Below are 16,412 nucleotides of genomic sequence, written 5' to 3'. Positions count from 1 at the left end.
AATAGGTTGGGCATAGTGAATCTGCATTATTTTCACGAAAATGAAGTGATTTCAAAGTCCGTCTTAATATAATAGTAGCAGGATGGAAAACAGACGAGAAAGTGGGGTGAGACTGATGGAACAGAAGACGCTGCTTGTGGTCGATTTTGAATTTACGATGCCTGATGGGAAATATCATCCGCAAAATTTTTTCCCGGAAATCATTGAGGCCGGTGTCGTTAAAGCATCAAATGAAACGATCATAGACACATTCTCAAGCTATGTCAAACCGAAAAAGTTCCCGAAGCTGACAAAGCGCTGTAAATCGTTCCTTGGCATTACGCAGCAGGATGTAGAAAGCGGGATTTCTTTTGAGACGTTTATCGAGAAGCTCGTGTCACTCGATGGGGGAGAAGACTGTGAGATTATCACATGGGGAAATATGGACATGAAGGTACTGAAGCAAAACTGTATGCTCAATCATATTGGTTTTCCTTTTAAGGGGAATCAAAGGGATCTGGCTTTTGAATATAAAACCTTTTTTGGTGATAGAACACTCACAGGACTTCGGAAAGCAGCTAAGGAGTACGGCAGTGAAGGAGCTGGTAAGCATCATAAAGCACTCGATGATGCCATGACCACTTATCAGCTGTTCACCCTTTTTGAAAAAGATCGATCCTATGTGGAAAATCCGCAAACAACCAAAATTGGTGAACTCATTGACTTCTCTCACTTTTTTGATTCGGCAGATTAGCGGGCGTCTTCTGGAAAATAATCTTTTTCAAGAGAAGAGAGGCACGCTCTTGATTTTTCAGCCCACTTGGAATCATCCGCACTGAGCCCTTTTTTCAATTTGTCTACGGCGTCTTTCAGTGATACTTGATAATCAGGGATGTCGCCATCATAAGGCTTGACCATATGATGAGGGATGTTCATCTGTTCCCTAAAGGCCAAAGCCCGTCTTTCCTGAAAAAAAGGTACGTCCGCTTCTTTTGGATGATGCAGGTCACCTTGAGTGGGGTGTGTTAAAACCGCTTTTACTTGAACGAGATAAGTAGATGGTTTAACGGCTGTCACTTCCCCAATGTAAACACCTGTTTTGTAAAAACCTTTCACGATTTGTCCAATCTGAATGTCTGTCATATGAAATTCCTCCATTTCCTTCGCATAAGAAGGTATTTCCTTTCTTTTAGCCAATATAGTGAAGTAAACGAGCAAAAGGGGGAAGAGCGGAACATGTCGTTCATCATATTCTTTCTACTGTATTTTCCTGAAGATAAAAGGGAGTATATCCCTGCGGCAATCACGACGGTGCTTTTCTTTGCTGCTGCATTTATTTGCTTTCGTCTGATCGTTCGTGCTTCTAAGAAGCAGGAGCAGATCGATGAAAAAAGGACAAAAAAAATGGATTGATCATTTTCTTCTTGTATCTTCAGGAAACTTCACGGTGACTGTTGTACCAGACTGCAATGAGCTTTTGAAACGAATCGTTCCATGATGATTTTCAATGATGGAAAATGTCACTGTCAACCCAAGCCCTGTTCCTTTATTTTTCAATGTGTAATAGGGTTCACCAAGCTTTTTCATTTGACTTTCTGACATGCCTACACCGTTATCAACGAAATAAAGGCAGATTCGATGATTTTCTTTTGAAGCAAACAGTTCGATTTTACCTTCGTGTTCGGGCGCTGCTTCGATTGCATTTTTGATTAAATTAATCATGACTTGTTTGATTTTCGTTTCATCACCTTGGATGTATAAGTCTGGTTCAATCGATTGATGAATCGTGACCGACTTAAAATTCGCATAGGATGTCATCAGCGATGCACACTCTTCAAGTAATTTAGATAAATTGAGAGACTCAATTTGATAATAATTTTGTTTCGCAATATCAAGATAGCTCGTAATAATATCCTGCGCACGGTCAAGTTCAGATAAAACGAGATTTTTATAATCTTTATTGGTTGACGGCTCTTTCGTATTGTCACTTGAAAAGAGCAGTTGGATAAATCCTCTCACCACCGTCAGCGGATTGCGGACTTCATGGGCGACACTTGCTGCAAGTTCACTCACAATCGTCAGTTTCTCTGATTGGACAAGCTGTGTTCTCATTTGCGCATTCTCTTTCACAAACTCAATGGAATAAATACTCAGCACAAGAAAGAATATGTAGTAAAGAGTTGAGAAAAATAATTCGAGCAGCTTTTGTTGCATAATGAATGCAGGGCTGTACTCAATTAAGCTGACCACAAGCAGTCCAATGTAAATAAACATCCCTTTTGATAACGCAATTAGGACTCCGTATAACAGCTTTCTCTGCTTAGAATATTGGCGCCATTTCCGGTAAAGCAGGAAAGGAATGAAAAAGTAAATCGGTACAACAATCAATCCAACCCATAAAAAAGAGCCATACATCACGAACTTTACGGTTGAACTAACTAAGATAGCGACGATTCCGGCGGTATATCCCCCGTATAAAATAGCCAGTACAAGGGGAATCGATTGAAGCCCAGTCTGCAAATCTAAAATCGAACCAACTGGATACATAATACATAGTGCTGATGAAATGGATGCAAATATGGTGATGAGCAGTTTATTCGTTTTAGGGAAATGAGCAGGGGTCCGGCTTAGCCATAGTGCATGATATAAAAAGATTGGAAATAGAATAAAAGATACATGGAGCAGAAAATCCTTGAACATTTCCATTTAAATGCTCTCCTCGTAAATAATTGTAATTCCTCTCATTATACCATTTCATGTACAAAGTAGATATGATAATAGGAGGGTTTTTTTCTTTAAAAAGAACACCCGTTAGGATGTTCTTTTGATAGAAATGGTTTTATTCGGATGATAGAGTGAATGCTTGATGAAGGCGCTTCAGACCTTCTTTTACTGTTCCGGCAGGACAGCCTAGATTCATTCGAATAAAGCCGTCTCCTTCGTGCCCATATACGTTTCCGAGCTCTAGTATGACCTTGCCCTTTTTCAGCAGATTACGTTTCAATTCTGCTTGAGTGAGCTCATAATCACGAATATCCAGCCACAATAGATAAGAAGCATCTGGTTTCATATAACGCATGCTCGGCAGATATTCATCAATATAATCCATTGCGATCTTCATATTATTTTCGAGGTAAAGAACAAGTGAATCAAGCCACTCATCTCCGTGGCGATAGGCCGCCTCCATGGCAGGAATCGCAAAGGCATTCAGTTTGGACAATCCATTTCTTTGCAATTCATTGGTGAAAAGGGTTCTTTTTTCTTCATCAGAAATGATAATGGCAGATGCCTGAAGACCAGCTAAATTAAATGTTTTACTCGGTGCAATACACGTTACCGTGATGTTAGCTATCTCATCAGAAAGGCTGGCAAAAGGCACATGCGGCTGTCCGTAAAGCATCAGATCCGAATGAATTTCATCTGACACGACGGTGACACCGTACTGTATACATAGATCTCCTACACGCCTTAATTCCTCTTTTGACCAAGCTCTCCCTGAAGGATTATGCGGATGACAAAGAAACATCAGCTTTGCTTCTGGTCTGCTTAATTTTTTCTCTAAATCATCAAAATCCATCATGTAACGGTTGTTTTCTATTTTTAAAGGATTGGTTGAGACGATACGTCCGTTTCTTTCAATCATTTGATAGAAGGGCGTATACACCGGTGACTGAATGACCACTTCATCATTCGGAGCTGTAAAGGCTTGTACCGCAAAACTAAGTGCTGTCACGATACCTGGTGTGAAGGTGACGGCATCTGTTTGTATCGTCCAACCGTGTCTTCTTTTGAGCCAGTCAGCTACTACTTGCTGCGTTTCCTGATCCTGAAATGCATAGCCGAATACACCGTGATCTAATCGTTCTTTTAAAGCATCAAGCACGACTTGGGGCGCTTTAAAATCCATATCTGCTACCCACATTGGCAGCGCATCTGTTGTCAGGAACAAAGACTCTGCTTGATCCCATTTGACTGATTTTGAACCTTTACGTATGATCTGTTCGTCGAAATTCATGAAACCCACCTCTAGCCGTTTTTCAACCACTCTTGGTTGTGCTAAAATAAACATCACAAAATTTATTATAAGCGGTGATCCCCATGAAAGATAGTCAAGCTGTAGAAGAGATGATTCAAATCATTAAGCAATGGGACCCTTTTCAGTATGGAGAGGACTTTTACGAAACGGAGCCTGCTGACGTCATCAGTGCCTTATACGACGCAGAAGACCCGTTATCTTTCGCGAAAGACATTCAAGCCATTTACCATCACTCATTTGATCAGCTTCTTCCGATGGAAAGCTGTCAGCATATCGCAAATCAGCTTTTTATGATAAGAGAAACTAGCTCCTGCTCGTTTTAAGACAGGCTGAAATGACCAATTTGATCAGACACAAAGACCGGATTTTCCTCAGGGATGAGGTGCCCGGTTTTTTTTAATGCGTGAAAGGTTGAATGCGGCAGATCTTTGTGCAGTCTTTCGCCAATTTGAATAGGAACGATCCGGTCTTCCTCCCCCCAAATCAGCAGGACAGGTGTCTCCATTTTCTTTAAGACATCTGACGCTAAATCGCCTTCCCTGTGCCGAATCAAACGAAAAATACCTCTGAAAATTTGGTCATCTGAAAAAGGCTTTAAATATCCGTCCACCATCTCTTGATCAATAATCGAATGATCATGCACAACAGCGGTTAAATTTTTCATAATACCTTGCTTGAACAACTTTCTTTTTAAATAGAGATAAAAATAAGGAATATAAGTGCTGTAAACAAGCGACTTTTTGGACTTATTCATATACCCTGAACTGCATAAAAGAACGGCTTTTTCAAATAGGTCGGGACGCTCAGAGGCAGCATATAAAGCAATTTGTCCCCCCATGGAATGCCCCACGAGGATCGCATGCTGAATCTGCAAATAACCAGCTAGTTCAATGATGATTTTTGCCATGTTCCGATAGCTGTAAATGAACGTATTTGATTTTTCGGACTGCCCGAATGGAGGCAGATCAATCGCAATTAAATTGAAGTCTTGTTTCAGAAGCGGGATGAGCTTTCGATAGCTGAAGGTAGATGAGAAAAGGCCGTGAATCAAAATCAATGTCTTCTTACCTTCATTTGGATAGTGTTCGTAATAGATATCTAAACCGAATTTACTTTTCATATAGGATGGCTGTACAATGTCCACACTCATCAACTCCGATATTTGATACTCACTCTCTGTTAGGTGACTGTATTGTACCCTAAAAAGTGGATTTTAAGCTACGATTAGAATCTTTTCCCTGCTTAGCATAACGGGAAAAACGTGCTATAATGTTCAGAAGATTTTTTAAAACTAGCTTTTTACAATCAGAGGTGTGAAATCAATGAAACTAACCGAAAAAGAAACTGAAATATTAGAGATTTTAGATGAAAACAGCCGCGCCGATTTAAATACAATTGCAAAAATGGCAGGTGTGACATCAGAAGAAGCAGAAGCCATTATTCAAAAGCTGGAAGATCAAAAAGTCATTATTGATTATTCGACCATGATTGACTGGCGAAAAGTAGACGGACACGAAGGTGTTACAGCGATGATTGATGTGAAAGTGACCCCAAAAAGAGGCGTCGGTTTTGATGAAATTGCTGAACGCATTTACAGGTTCCAAGAAGTGGAGTCCGTGTATTTAATGTCAGGCGTGTATGATTTATCTGTTGTGATCAGAGGAAGATCCATGTCTGATATCGCCCGCTTCGTATCTGAAAAATTATCGACACTTGATTCTGTTGTTTCAACCACTACCCACTTTATTTTGAAAAGATATAAGCATGATGGGAAAGTCTTTGAAACAGGGGACGATGACAAAAGAATCGTGGTGTCTCCTTAAATGAAAAAGTCTTATTTATCTGAAACGGTACAAAGCATTCAGCCGTCAGGTATTCGGAAATTCTTTGATTTGGCAGCCACAATGGAAGGGGTTATCTCCCTCGGGGTCGGCGAACCGGATTTCGTGACAGCTTGGAATGTGAGAGAAGCCAGTATTATGTCTTTAGAGCAAGGACTGACCTCTTATACAGCAAATGCTGGGCTGCTCTCTTTGCGAAAAGAATTGAGCCATTATTTATATAAGCGGTTTCACATTGAGTACAGTCCTGAAGAAGAACTCATTATTACCGTTGGCGGCAGCCAGGCGCTTGATTTGGCCTTTCGCGCCATTTTAAACAACGGGGACGAAGTAATCATCCCAGAGCCTTGTTTCGTCGCATATGGGGCTCTTACGACACTTGCGGGCGGTGTACCGGTTTATTTAAGTACATCGGCTGAAAAAGATTTTAAAGCCGATTCTGCTGATCTTCGTACGAAGCTGACGCCGAAAACAAAAGCCATCTTGCTATGCTCTCCATCAAACCCAACAGGGTCTGTTTACTCGAAAGAAGAGCTTGAAGATATTGCTCAGTTTGCAAAGGAGCATGATCTTTTAATCATCACAGATGAGATTTATGCAGAGCTGACGTACGATGAAGCTTTTACGAGTGTGGCGGCGATTCAAGATATGAAGGAAAGAACGATTTTGATTTCAGGCTTTTCAAAAGGATTCGCTATGACGGGCTGGCGCTTAGGCTATGTGGCAGCACCGCCAGTCCTCCGTGATGCCATGCTGAAAATACATCAATATTCTATGATGTGTGCACCAGCTATGGCACAATATGCCGCAGAAGAAGCATTAAAAAATGGACTTGAAGATGTGGAGAAAATGAAGAAAAGCTACAGAAGGCGCCGTAATTTGTTTGTCGGCTCTCTCAATGAACTTGGACTCACTTGCCACCAGCCAAACGGAGCGTTTTACGCTTTCCCGTCCATTAAAAGCACAGGCATGACTTCAGAACAATTTGCCGAGGAGCTGCTGCTTAGCGAGAAAGTAGCGGTTGTCCCTGGAAATGTATTCGGTCCAAGTGGTGAAGGACATATTCGTTGTTCATATGCGTCATCACTCGATCACTTGCAAGAATCACTTTCAAGAATCCAGCGTTTTTTACAGAATAGACAAGTGAAAGAAGAAGCACCTGCTATCTTAAAATAAAAAAAGGCATCAATCCATCTGGACTCATGCCTCTCAAATTAGGGGGGAATACTAGAAAGCATTCTTGTTTTCAGGTATTCCCCCTTTTAAACTGATCTAAACCCAATTAAAAAATATTTTGCGTAAAAGAGCGTTCTGTGATATAGTTTTTAATTGCGTATAAACGAATATTAAAACATTTATTTAGGAGTTGTTATCATGGCGACAAAGTTTGAAGTAGGCAGTGTTTACACTGGTAAAGTAACAGGATTACAAGCGTATGGTGCGTTTGTTGCATTAGATGAAGAAACTCAAGGACTTGTGCATATTTCTGAAGTAACACATGGCTTTGTAAAAGACATCAACGAGCACCTTTCAATTGGTGACGAAGTACAAGTAAAAGTTCTTTCTGTTGATGAAAATGCAGGTAAAATCAGCCTTTCTATCCGTGCGACACAAGATGCACCTGAAAGAAAAGAAAGCAAACCAAAGAAACAAAGACCACAGCAAGCGAAAGAAGAAGCTGCTGCACCACAAGGTTTCAATACACTGAAAGATAAACTTGAAGAGTGGATTGAGCAATCTAACCGTAAAGACCTTATCAAGAAATAAAAAAAGCACCGCTTCAAACGGTGCCTTAGGCTGCCTCATAGGCAGTCTTTTTTTTATGTCTTTTTCATTAGCGGACCTCTGGATTTGGCTCGTCACGGCGGACAGCTTCTTCACTAGGTTTGAACAACAGACCAAGATTGACAAGACCTGCAATTCCAACAAGACCATAAATAATACGTGATAATGCAGCACCTTGACCGCCAAAGATCGCTGCTACTAAGTCAAATTGAAAAAAGCCGATTAGTCCCCAGTTAATAGCACCGATAATCGTGAGCACGAGGGCAATACGCTGAATAGCACTCATCGTGATTCCTCCTTTCGCTACAGTATCAATACATTTATATTTTGCAGATTTTTAGCCAAACTATGCGTAAGAAAATGGATGAAAGCAAATTACTTTACTTTTGGAATGAAAGAAGCGCATAATGTAGCGCGAGGAGGAGATCACATGGATCGATTTACTTATTGGAACCCAACGAAATTAATTTTTGGAAAGGGAGAAGTATCAGCCCTTTCAGATGAACTAAAACACTACGGAAAAAACGTATTGCTTGTATATGGTGGAGGCAGCATTAAACGAAATGGCCTTTATGACCAAGTTGTCAGCATCTTAAAAGAATCAGGAGCTGCAATCACTGAGCTTGCTGGTGTTGAGCCAAACCCGCGCTTAACAACGGTTAGAAAAGGGGTCGAGCTTTGCAAAGAGAACCAAATTGACTTTATATTGGCAGTCGGCGGCGGTAGTGTCATTGACGCAACAAAAGCGATCGCAGCTGGTGCGAAATACGATGGAGATGCTTGGGATATCGTCACTCGTAAGCATGTCCCAATGGAAGCCATCCCATTTGGTACAGTATTAACACTTGCCGCGACAGGTTCTGAAATGAACTCTGGCTCCGTCATCACAAACTGGGAAACAAATGAGAAATACGGATGGGGCAGTCCAGCTGTCTTCCCTAAATTCTCTATTCTTGACCCAGTCAATACATTTACTGTGCCAAAAAACCATACGATTTATGGCATGGTCGACATGATGTCTCACGTATTTGAACAATATTTCCATCACACGGAGAATACACCTTACCAAGATCGTATGTGTGAAGGACTTCTTCGTACGGTCATTGAGACAGCACCGAAGCTGATCAATGATTTGGAAAACTATGAGCTTCGTGAAACGATTTTATTCACAGGCACCATTGCACTGAATGGAATGCTTTCAATGGGGGCACGCGGAGACTGGGCATCTCACAATATTGAACATGCGGTATCCGCGGTGTATGACATCCCTCATGCAGGCGGACTTGCGATCTTGTTCCCGAACTGGATGAAGCATGTCATTCAAGAAAACCCAGGTCGCTTCAAGCAATTAGCAGTGCGTGTATTCGATGTAGATCCTGCGGGCAAAACAGACGAAGAAGTTGGCTTAGAAGGAATCGAAAAACTTTCTGCTTTCTGGACAAGTCTAGGCGCACCAAACCGTTTAGCTGACTATGACATCAACGATGAGAAAATTGATCTGATTGCAGACCGTGCAATGGCACGTGGTGAATTTGGCCAATTTAAAAAGCTGAACAAAGAAGATGTTCTAGCTATATTAAATGCTTCTTTATAATCGAACATGGAAAAGATAGCTGCTTTTAAGCAGTTATCTTTTTTTGAGTTCTGCATGCACATATGTTACAGTAGTCTTTCATGTTTTTGGATATAAATGTTTTAAGGAGATGTAGAACAGATGGAAAACTTTATTTACTATAATCCAACGAAATTGATGTTTGGAAAAGGACAACTAGACGGACTAAAAAGCGAACTCGCTCGTTATGGAAAGCGAGTGCTTCTTGTATATGGTGGAGGCAGTATTAAGAAAAATGGTCTTTATGATAAGGTCATCAGCGCTTTAAATGAAGCAGAGGCTGACGTATTTGAACTGTCAGGAGTTGAACCGAACCCTCGTCTCACTACAGTGCAAAAAGGGATCGACATTTGCCAAAATGAGAACATTGATTTCTTATTAGCAGTTGGTGGGGGAAGTGTCATCGACTGTACAAAAGCCATTGCAGCTGGAGCTGAATATGACGGGGATGTATGGGATATTATTTCAAAGAAAACGACCGCTCAAAAAGCACTGCCATTTGGCACAGTATTGACACTTGCGGCAACTGGTTCAGAAATGAATCCAGACTCTGTTATCACAAACTGGGAAACAAATGAAAAGTACGTGTGGGGCAGTTCAGTCACGCACCCTGCTTTTTCAATTTTAGATCCTGAGCACACATATTCTGTGCCAGAGAATCAAACGGTGTATGGCATGGTTGATATGATGAGCCATGTGTTTGAACAATACTTCCATAATGTCAAAAACACGCCTCTACAAGATCGGATGTGTTTTGCTGTTCTTCAAACAGTCATTGAGACAGCACCAAAGCTACTTGAAGACTTACAAAACTATGAGCACCGTGAAACCATCCTTTATGCAGGAACAATTGCTTTAAATGGCACGCTGCAAATGGGCTATTTTGGCGACTGGGCATCACATACGATTGAGCATGCAGTATCAGCAGTCTATGACATTCCGCATGCAGGTGGACTTGCGATCCTCTTCCCAAACTGGATGCGTCATACACTTGATCATAATGTCGAACGTTTTAAAAACCTCATGTTGAACATGTTTGACATTGAGACAGAAGGAAAATCGGATCGTGACATCGCATTAGAAGGAATTGACAAGCTATCAGCCTTCTGGACAAGCCTCGGTGCACCGAGTCGTTTAGCGGATTATGATATTGGTGAAGATCAACTGGACAAAATTGCTGACATCGCAACAAAAGAAATGGAATATGGTGGTTTTGGTAACTTTATGAAACTTGACCGTGATGACATTTTAGCGATTTTGAAAGCTTCTCTATAATTTGGATGGCCGCTTCTCTTCATGAGGAGCGGCTTTTTGCTGTACCAATGACGATCACTTGATTTCAATAGCTAGTTCCGCTAAAGTGAAAGGGACAGAACTAACGTAATGGAGGGCTTACAAGCGATGACACATATTCAATTTGACTACTCGAAAGCGTTACCTTTCTTTCAAGAACATGAGCTTACATATTTAAAAGATTTTGTGAAGGTGGCCCATCATAATATTCATGAACAAACGGGTACTGGCAGTGATTATTTAGGCTGGGTTGACTTACCGAAGCAATATGATCGCGAAGAATTTGCCCGCATTAAAAAAAGTGCAGAAAAGATTAAATCTGATTCTGATGTATTACTCGTTGTTGGAATTGGTGGTTCTTATCTTGGCGCACGTGCGGCCATTGAGTTTTTAAACCATTCTTTCTATAATAGTTTGCCAAAAGGCAAACGCAAAACACCGCAAATCATCTTTATTGGAAACAACATCAGTTCTTCTTATTTAACAGATGTAATGGATCTGCTAGAAGATGCCGATTTCTCCATTAATGTGATTTCAAAATCTGGTACAACAACAGAGCCAGCCATTGCGTTCCGTATCTTTAAAAAGCTCCTTATCGAAAAATATGGTGCTGAAGAAGCGAAAAAACGCATCTATGCAACAACTGACAAGGCACGCGGGGCACTCAAAACATTAGCAACTGAAGAAGGCTATGAATCATTTATCATCCCTGATGACGTTGGCGGACGCTATTCCGTCTTAACAGCAGTTGGTCTATTGCCAATCGCTGTAAGCGGTGCAGACATTGATCAAATGATGGAAGGTGCTGCGAAAGCAAGTGAAGACTTCGCATCATCTGAGCTCTCAGAAAATGCGGCTTATCAATATGCGGTTGTCCGTAATGTTCTTTACAATAAAGGACGGACAATTGAAATGCTGATTAACTATGAGCCAGGCTTACAGTACTTTGCGGAGTGGTGGAAGCAGTTATTCGGCGAAAGTGAAGGGAAAGATGAAAAAGGAATCTATCCTTCATCTGCGAACTTCTCAACGGATCTTCATTCACTTGGTCAATATGTACAAGAAGGAAGAAGAGACTTGTTTGAAACCATCGTGAATGTAGACAAGCCACGACATGAACTTGTCATCGAAGCAGAAGAACAAGACCTTGATGGGTTAAACTATCTTGCAGGAAAAACGGTTGATTTCGTCAATAAAAAAGCATTTGAAGGCACAATGCTTGCTCATACGGATGGAAAAGTACCGAACCTGATTGTGACAATTCCTGAAATGGATGCTTATACATTCGGATATCTCGTGTACTTCTTCGAAAAAGCTTGTGCGATGTCTGGGTATTTACTAGGCGTCAATCCATTCGACCAGCCTGGAGTAGAAGCGTATAAAGTGAACATGTTTGCTTTATTAGGAAAACCGGGCTTCGAAGAGAAAAAGGCAGAACTTGAGAGCCGTCTCAAACAATCATAAGAATAAAAGGCACATCTTAGCATAAGGTGTGCCTCAGATTGTTGACAAAGGGCTAAAATGAACTGTATTTTAGCCCTTTGTCTTCTTTTTAGCGTGATAGAAAACCTTTGAAGTCTAGGAAGGACGAGCACTGGAGCGGAGCGAATTTGACATTCGTGAGCACCAGTGCGCAGGACTGACAACGAATGCGAGGGTTTGTCTACACGCTAAGGCACATCTTTGCATAAGGTGTGCCTTTTTTTATGTTCTCATGGTGTCAGTGCAAGCCTCCCTAAGCTCTGTACATAGAATAATCAATGGAGGAGGTTGATGAAGCAATGAGAACAAATCATATTTATATCCATGACATTTCCGGGCAGGCCATCGTTAACTTTGGGAATGTTGGGCGGATTTGTCCAATGAGTGCTACGAAAGAAACATCAGGAGCGGGCAGTGTGAACGAGACAAATGCATCATCCAGCCAAAGCTTATTTGATGCTGCTTTTACAAACAATGTGCAAATCACGAAAGGCAAATGTATGAATTCCTCTCTTTAACGAACCCTATACAAAAAGGAGGGTTCTGTATGATTCATGTACCATCTAGGCTGACTGGTGAAAGCTTTTCACTGTACCATTTAGAAGAAAATATGAAGCCGCTCGGATATGTCATTAATGGGAATTGGGATTATGATCATGGATATTTTGATTATAAAATTGACAACCGTGACGGCTATACCTTTCTCAGAGTTCCGTTTACAGCCGAGAAAGGACAGCTGGATCAGCCAGGCGTTGTGGTGAAAATGGGACATCCATTTCTCTTAAAGCATGTCTATCAAGATAAATTAGATGACCATGCGATGGTTGGAAATGTAGGGGCATCTTTTAACCAATTCCAAGAACCGAAAGAGAAAGACGGGGATGTGTCAAAGGCTTACGCTGAAATTGGCTTTTCACTCGTCAAAGAATTAGAAGATGCACTGCTTTAAAAGCTGATCAGCTCATCCTCTGGATGAAGCTCATATCCAAAAGGAGGATTCATCATGGGTCCTTCTTTTTTTTGTACGCCTACAATGATCACATGATGCTCTAAAAAGTGATGAAGTGCCGTTAAGAATGTCTCTCCAGCTAATGAAGCTGGTACTGGAATGATAGTGATCTGTTTATGGAGGGTCATGTTTCTTTTTATTTTTAACGCCATGAGCTGTTCTTTTAAAAGAAAATGCTCCACCATTAAATGATTCACGGCATCAGAAGTATGGATGACTTGATTGGCTCCAGCACGCTCAGCATTTTTCACATAGCGATCGGTTAAAATTTCAATTAAACAATATAACGAAGGATTTAATCCTTTTGCGGCAAGCAAGGTTAAGACACTCTGCATATCAGCCGTCACTTCATTTTCATGCTGGTCTGCGGTAATCATCAATGTATCAGCACTCATAATATTTGCTCTGCGAAGTGTGGCATCCTCTGTACCATGGCCTTTAATAAAATGGACATTCTCTAAAAGAGGTCCTTCCTTTAAGGAATCATCAATGAGTACAATCGGCATGGCGGGATCAATGGTTTGAAACGATTGAAGCAGTTTGTTCGTTTTCTCATTCCAGCCGACAATGATGAGATGTCCCTTCCCCTTGAAAGCCACCTTCCCCTCTACATAATGGTGCTGTTTGCTAAATACAGCGGCAGCAAGCGTGGCAAAATATGCAGTGACAAAGCTGGCGCCGATCAAAATAAGCGCCATCCCTGCTACTTGCCCAGGCATGGTTTGCGGCACAAAATCACCATAGCCTACCGTCGCGACTGTAATGAGAGCCCACCAGATCCCATCAAAGATCGTATGATACTGCTTTGGTTCAAGTATGACGATTAATTGTCCAAAAAAGAGAAGCAAGAAACAGATGATGATCGCAATGCGAACATAAAGAGGCCATCTTAGCCAGGCAATGAAGATACGGTTTGATTTCATCGAACTCGTCCTTTCAGGGAGACTGCTAATGTCAGTATGCCCGATTAGGAAACAATTTTTCATCATCGTCATGTATTGAAACAGAACCCATATCTTAAAATAAGAGAGAAGAAGGAGGGAATGCGAATGTCGTTTGTTCAAAAGACCGTACTTCTTTTTATCGGCGCACACTTTTTATCATCTGCGGTGATTTTACTCGTGTTTGATTTAAATGCGGTGAACCATTTTATGAATGATTTTTCGTGGCTTCGTTTTTTTCAAGACCTATATGGAACGGTGACATTTTATACAGCATGCATCGGAATGTTCTTCTTTTTCATTGGTGTAGTGATTCCCCTTAAAAAGACCTAGTGCTTTTTGCTGTACACGTTACATAAAAGTCATTAAAATTGTAAATAAATATATAAAATAAAAAGGAAGCTGATGAGCATGCTGTTTTTTTATTTTTTAACATTTGCCGCATTGGGATTGTCTTTTTGGGCACAATTTAAAGTAAAGAATAATTTTGAAAAGTATTCAAAGGTTGAAGCTGCCAGTATGAAAACAGGTGCTGAAACCGCTCGATATATTTTAGATCGCAACGGGTTATACGATGTACCCGTTGAACCGGTAAGAGGAACTTTGACTGATCATTACGACCCGACGCAGCGTGTGGTTCGTTTATCTGAACCAGTGTATTATGGCCATTCTATTTCGGCCATTTCAGTCGCATCACACGAGGTTGGACATGCCTTGCAGCATCAGGAATCCTATGGTGCGCTTGTCTTGAGACATAAGATCTTCCCTGTCGTGAACTTTGCATCTGGTGTTGCCCCGCTTCTTTTCCTAGGTGGATTATTGCTCGGCAGCCTTAACTTAATCGGGCTTGGGATCGTTCTGTTCTCAGCTGCTGTATTCTTTCAGCTAGTGACATTGCCTGTTGAGTTTAACGCAAGTTCTCGTGCAAAGAATATCATTGTTTCAGAAGGAATCATTAGAAGCAGTGAAGAAAGAGGCGTGAACAAGGTGTTAAATGCCGCAGCTCTTACGTACGTAGCAGCGGCCCTTGTCTCCCTGTTTGAATTGCTCCGTTTTGTAATGATCTTCCTAAATGGCCGTAATGATTAATTGACGCCAGAGGAGGTGAGCCCTTACCCGTGTTAGGTAAGGGTTTTTTTGTATATTTTAAACGTATTTTTAGTCCTATTACTCATTGCTGCGACAGCATTTTTTGTTGTCACTGAATTTGCGATTGTGAAAATTAGAGGCTCAAAAATCAATCAGCTGATTGAAAGCGGTGATAAGAGAGCCATTCATGTTCAAAAACTGACAACCAACCTTGATGAATATTTATCTGCCTGTCAGCTTGGCATTACCATCACGGCATTAGGCTTAGGGTGGTTAGGGGAGCCAACAGTGGAACATTTCCTGCATCCGCTTTTTGAAAAGGCAGGGCTTCATTCCGCTTTGACAGACATCATATCGTTTATCATTGCCTTTGTGATCATTACGTTTTTGCATGTTGTCGTTGGGGAACTTGCTCCCAAAACGATTGCCATTCAAAAGGCAGAAGCCGTCAGTCTTGTGACGGCAAAACCTCTTATTTTTTTCTATAAAGTCATGTACCCGTTTATTAAAGCATTAAATGGGGCTGCACGAGGCATTGTGAAATTATTTGGTTTTCATTCTGTCAAAGAACATGAAGTGGCGATCAGTGAGGAAGAATTGCGTCTCATCCTGTCTGAAAGCTACGAAAAGGGCGAAATCAACCAATCTGAATACAAATATGTCAATAAAATATTTGAATTTGATAACCGAGTGGCGAGAGAGATCATGATCCCGCGCACAGAAATCTCTGCCATTGAAATTGAACAGAGCCTGGAAGACGTGACGCATTATATGCTGAACGAAAGGTATACACGTTATCCTGTCATTAAAGAAGACAAAGATCATGTCATTGGTGTGATCAATAGCAAAGACGTATTTAAAGCAAGTTTTCTCAACCAAGAGGTGTCCATTGAAGACTTAATGCGCCCTGTCATTCGTGTCATTGAAAGTACACCGATTCAAGAACTGTTGATTTTGATGCAAAAGGAACGGATTCATATGTCGGTGCTTGTAGATGAATACGGCGGAACAGCAGGTCTCGTCACAGTTGAAGACATATTAGAAGAAATTGTGGGCGAGATTCGAGATGAATATGATCAAGATGAAACCCCGCATATTGTGAAAAAAGGTGACTTCCACTATGTCATGGATGGGAAAGCTTTGATCGATGAAGTAAATGATTTATTGGATTTAGCGATTGAAAATGATGATGTTGATACAATTGCCGGCTGGATGATGACGCATAAAATTGATTTTGACATTGGAGATATCATTGAAGCAGAAGGCTGTGAATTTAAAATTGTCGATGCAGAAGATCATCATATTCGAACCATAGAAGTAAAAAAGGTTCACTTTTCCTAAAAAC

Annotated in this window: 20 protein-coding genes; 14 read left to right on the top strand and 6 right to left on the bottom strand. The window is 41.1% G+C overall.

Annotation, left to right across the window (positions count from 1 at the left end; translation table 11 throughout):
* The first annotated feature begins 115 nt into the window (after nucleotides 1–115).
* Nucleotides 116–733, top strand: coding sequence for a 3'-5' exonuclease KapD (kapD, locus tag NSQ52_RS15065; protein ID WP_025207898.1), 618 nt, complete (start codon nucleotides 116–118; stop codon nucleotides 731–733).
* Here kapD and NSQ52_RS15060 read toward each other — a convergent pair.
* On the bottom strand, nucleotides 730–1,122 hold the full coding sequence (locus tag NSQ52_RS15060) for a kinase-associated lipoprotein B (RefSeq protein ID WP_039169739.1): 393 nt from the start codon (nucleotides 1,120–1,122) through the stop codon (nucleotides 730–732). The two genes, kapD and NSQ52_RS15060, sit on opposite strands and share 4 nt — an antisense overlap.
* Nucleotides 1,123–1,215: 93 nt before the next feature.
* On the opposite strand from NSQ52_RS15060, the gene NSQ52_RS15055 reads away from it, so the two are divergent.
* Entirely contained in the window at nucleotides 1,216–1,392 is a 177-nt protein-coding gene (locus NSQ52_RS15055; protein ID WP_008345810.1) for a hypothetical protein, read from the top strand.
* Here the strand turns inward: NSQ52_RS15055 and NSQ52_RS15050 are convergent, their stop codons facing one another.
* Nucleotides 1,393–2,685, bottom strand: coding sequence for a HAMP domain-containing sensor histidine kinase (locus tag NSQ52_RS15050; protein WP_008345807.1), 1,293 nt, complete (start codon nucleotides 2,683–2,685; stop codon nucleotides 1,393–1,395). It lies immediately after the preceding gene.
* 133 nt (nucleotides 2,686–2,818) lie between these two features.
* Complete coding sequence (locus NSQ52_RS15045; protein WP_256688682.1) at nucleotides 2,819–3,994, bottom strand: MalY/PatB family protein; 1,176 nt, start codon at nucleotides 3,992–3,994, stop codon at nucleotides 2,819–2,821.
* Between the two features lie 83 nt (nucleotides 3,995–4,077).
* Between NSQ52_RS15045 and NSQ52_RS15040 the strand changes: the two genes are divergently transcribed.
* On the top strand, nucleotides 4,078–4,338 hold the full coding sequence (locus tag NSQ52_RS15040) for a DUF1871 family protein (protein ID WP_256688681.1): 261 nt from the start codon (nucleotides 4,078–4,080) through the stop codon (nucleotides 4,336–4,338).
* On the opposite strand, the gene NSQ52_RS15035 is transcribed toward NSQ52_RS15040, so the two are convergent.
* Nucleotides 4,335–5,159 carry an alpha/beta hydrolase gene (locus NSQ52_RS15035; protein ID WP_017358960.1) on the bottom strand — a complete coding sequence of 275 codons (825 nt, stop codon included), beginning with the start codon at nucleotides 5,157–5,159 and terminating at the stop codon, nucleotides 4,335–4,337. The genes NSQ52_RS15040 and NSQ52_RS15035 overlap by 4 nt on opposite strands.
* 178 nt (nucleotides 5,160–5,337) lie before the next feature.
* Here NSQ52_RS15035 and NSQ52_RS15030 point away from each other — a divergent pair, with 178 nt between their 5' ends.
* The 3 genes from NSQ52_RS15030 (at nucleotide 5,338) to yugI (ending at nucleotide 7,623) form a co-directional block, all read left to right on the top strand.
* Nucleotides 5,338–5,838: an Lrp/AsnC family transcriptional regulator gene (locus tag NSQ52_RS15030; RefSeq protein ID WP_007500517.1), complete on the top strand. Its 501-nt coding sequence runs from the start codon at nucleotides 5,338–5,340 to the stop codon at nucleotides 5,836–5,838.
* Nucleotides 5,839–7,032 carry an aminotransferase gene (locus NSQ52_RS15025; protein ID WP_039169726.1) on the top strand — a complete coding sequence of 398 codons (1,194 nt, stop codon included), beginning with the start codon at nucleotides 5,839–5,841 and terminating at the stop codon, nucleotides 7,030–7,032.
* 198 nt (nucleotides 7,033–7,230) lie between these two features.
* The gene (gene yugI / locus NSQ52_RS15020) at nucleotides 7,231–7,623 is read left to right on the top strand and encodes a S1 domain-containing post-transcriptional regulator GSP13 (RefSeq protein ID WP_024719717.1); all 393 of its coding nucleotides are present in this window, start codon (nucleotides 7,231–7,233) and stop codon (nucleotides 7,621–7,623) included.
* Between the two features lie 67 nt (nucleotides 7,624–7,690).
* Here yugI and NSQ52_RS15015 read toward each other — a convergent pair whose 3' ends face one another.
* On the bottom strand, nucleotides 7,691–7,927 hold the full coding sequence (locus NSQ52_RS15015) for a DUF378 domain-containing protein (protein ID WP_008345792.1): 237 nt from the start codon (nucleotides 7,925–7,927) through the stop codon (nucleotides 7,691–7,693).
* Nucleotides 7,928–8,071: 144 nt separating this feature from the next.
* Between NSQ52_RS15015 and NSQ52_RS15010 the strand changes: the two genes are divergently transcribed.
* The 5 genes from NSQ52_RS15010 (at nucleotide 8,072) to NSQ52_RS14990 (ending at nucleotide 12,977) form a co-directional block, all read left to right on the top strand.
* On the top strand, nucleotides 8,072–9,235 hold the full coding sequence (locus NSQ52_RS15010; protein ID WP_017358962.1) for an iron-containing alcohol dehydrogenase: 1,164 nt from the start codon (nucleotides 8,072–8,074) through the stop codon (nucleotides 9,233–9,235).
* A 120-nt stretch (nucleotides 9,236–9,355) separates the two neighbouring features.
* Complete coding sequence (locus NSQ52_RS15005; RefSeq protein ID WP_342473520.1) at nucleotides 9,356–10,528, top strand: iron-containing alcohol dehydrogenase; 1,173 nt, start codon at nucleotides 9,356–9,358, stop codon at nucleotides 10,526–10,528.
* A gap of 126 nt (nucleotides 10,529–10,654) precedes the next feature.
* Entirely contained in the window at nucleotides 10,655–12,010 is a 1,356-nt protein-coding gene (locus NSQ52_RS15000) for a glucose-6-phosphate isomerase (protein WP_024719715.1), read from the top strand.
* A gap of 317 nt (nucleotides 12,011–12,327) precedes the next feature.
* Nucleotides 12,328–12,546: a spore germination protein gene (locus tag NSQ52_RS14995; RefSeq protein WP_024719714.1), complete on the top strand. Its 219-nt coding sequence runs from the start codon at nucleotides 12,328–12,330 to the stop codon at nucleotides 12,544–12,546.
* A gap of 29 nt (nucleotides 12,547–12,575) precedes the next feature.
* The gene (locus tag NSQ52_RS14990; protein WP_008345780.1) at nucleotides 12,576–12,977 is read left to right on the top strand and encodes a YugN-like family protein; all 402 of its coding nucleotides are present in this window, start codon (nucleotides 12,576–12,578) and stop codon (nucleotides 12,975–12,977) included.
* Here the strand turns inward: NSQ52_RS14990 and NSQ52_RS14985 are convergent.
* Nucleotides 12,974–13,960, bottom strand: a complete 987-nt coding sequence (locus NSQ52_RS14985) for a potassium channel family protein (protein ID WP_041091818.1) — start codon at nucleotides 13,958–13,960, stop codon at nucleotides 12,974–12,976. The two genes, NSQ52_RS14990 and NSQ52_RS14985, sit on opposite strands and share 4 nt — an antisense overlap.
* Nucleotides 13,961–14,086: 126 nt before the next feature.
* On the opposite strand from NSQ52_RS14985, the gene NSQ52_RS14980 reads away from it, so the two are divergent.
* From NSQ52_RS14980 to NSQ52_RS14970, 3 genes are all read left to right on the top strand, one after another.
* A complete protein-coding gene (locus NSQ52_RS14980; RefSeq protein ID WP_008345775.1) occupies nucleotides 14,087–14,311 on the top strand; it encodes a hypothetical protein in 225 nt (74 codons plus the stop codon).
* 81 nt (nucleotides 14,312–14,392) lie between these two features.
* A complete protein-coding gene (locus NSQ52_RS14975) occupies nucleotides 14,393–15,067 on the top strand; it encodes a zinc metallopeptidase (protein WP_024719711.1) in 675 nt (224 codons plus the stop codon).
* A 48-nt stretch (nucleotides 15,068–15,115) separates the two neighbouring features.
* Nucleotides 15,116–16,408: a hemolysin family protein gene (locus tag NSQ52_RS14970; RefSeq protein ID WP_024719710.1), complete on the top strand. Its 1,293-nt coding sequence runs from the start codon at nucleotides 15,116–15,118 to the stop codon at nucleotides 16,406–16,408.
* Nucleotides 16,409–16,412: the final 4 nt, after the last annotated feature.

Source organism: Bacillus sp. FSL W8-1141, from assembly GCF_038593205.1.
Classification (GTDB): Bacteria; Bacillota; Bacilli; order Bacillales; family Bacillaceae; genus Bacillus; species Bacillus altitudinis.
The sequence above is the reverse complement of the archived record's forward strand: the minus strand, read 5'-3'. Positions and strand labels throughout refer to the sequence as shown.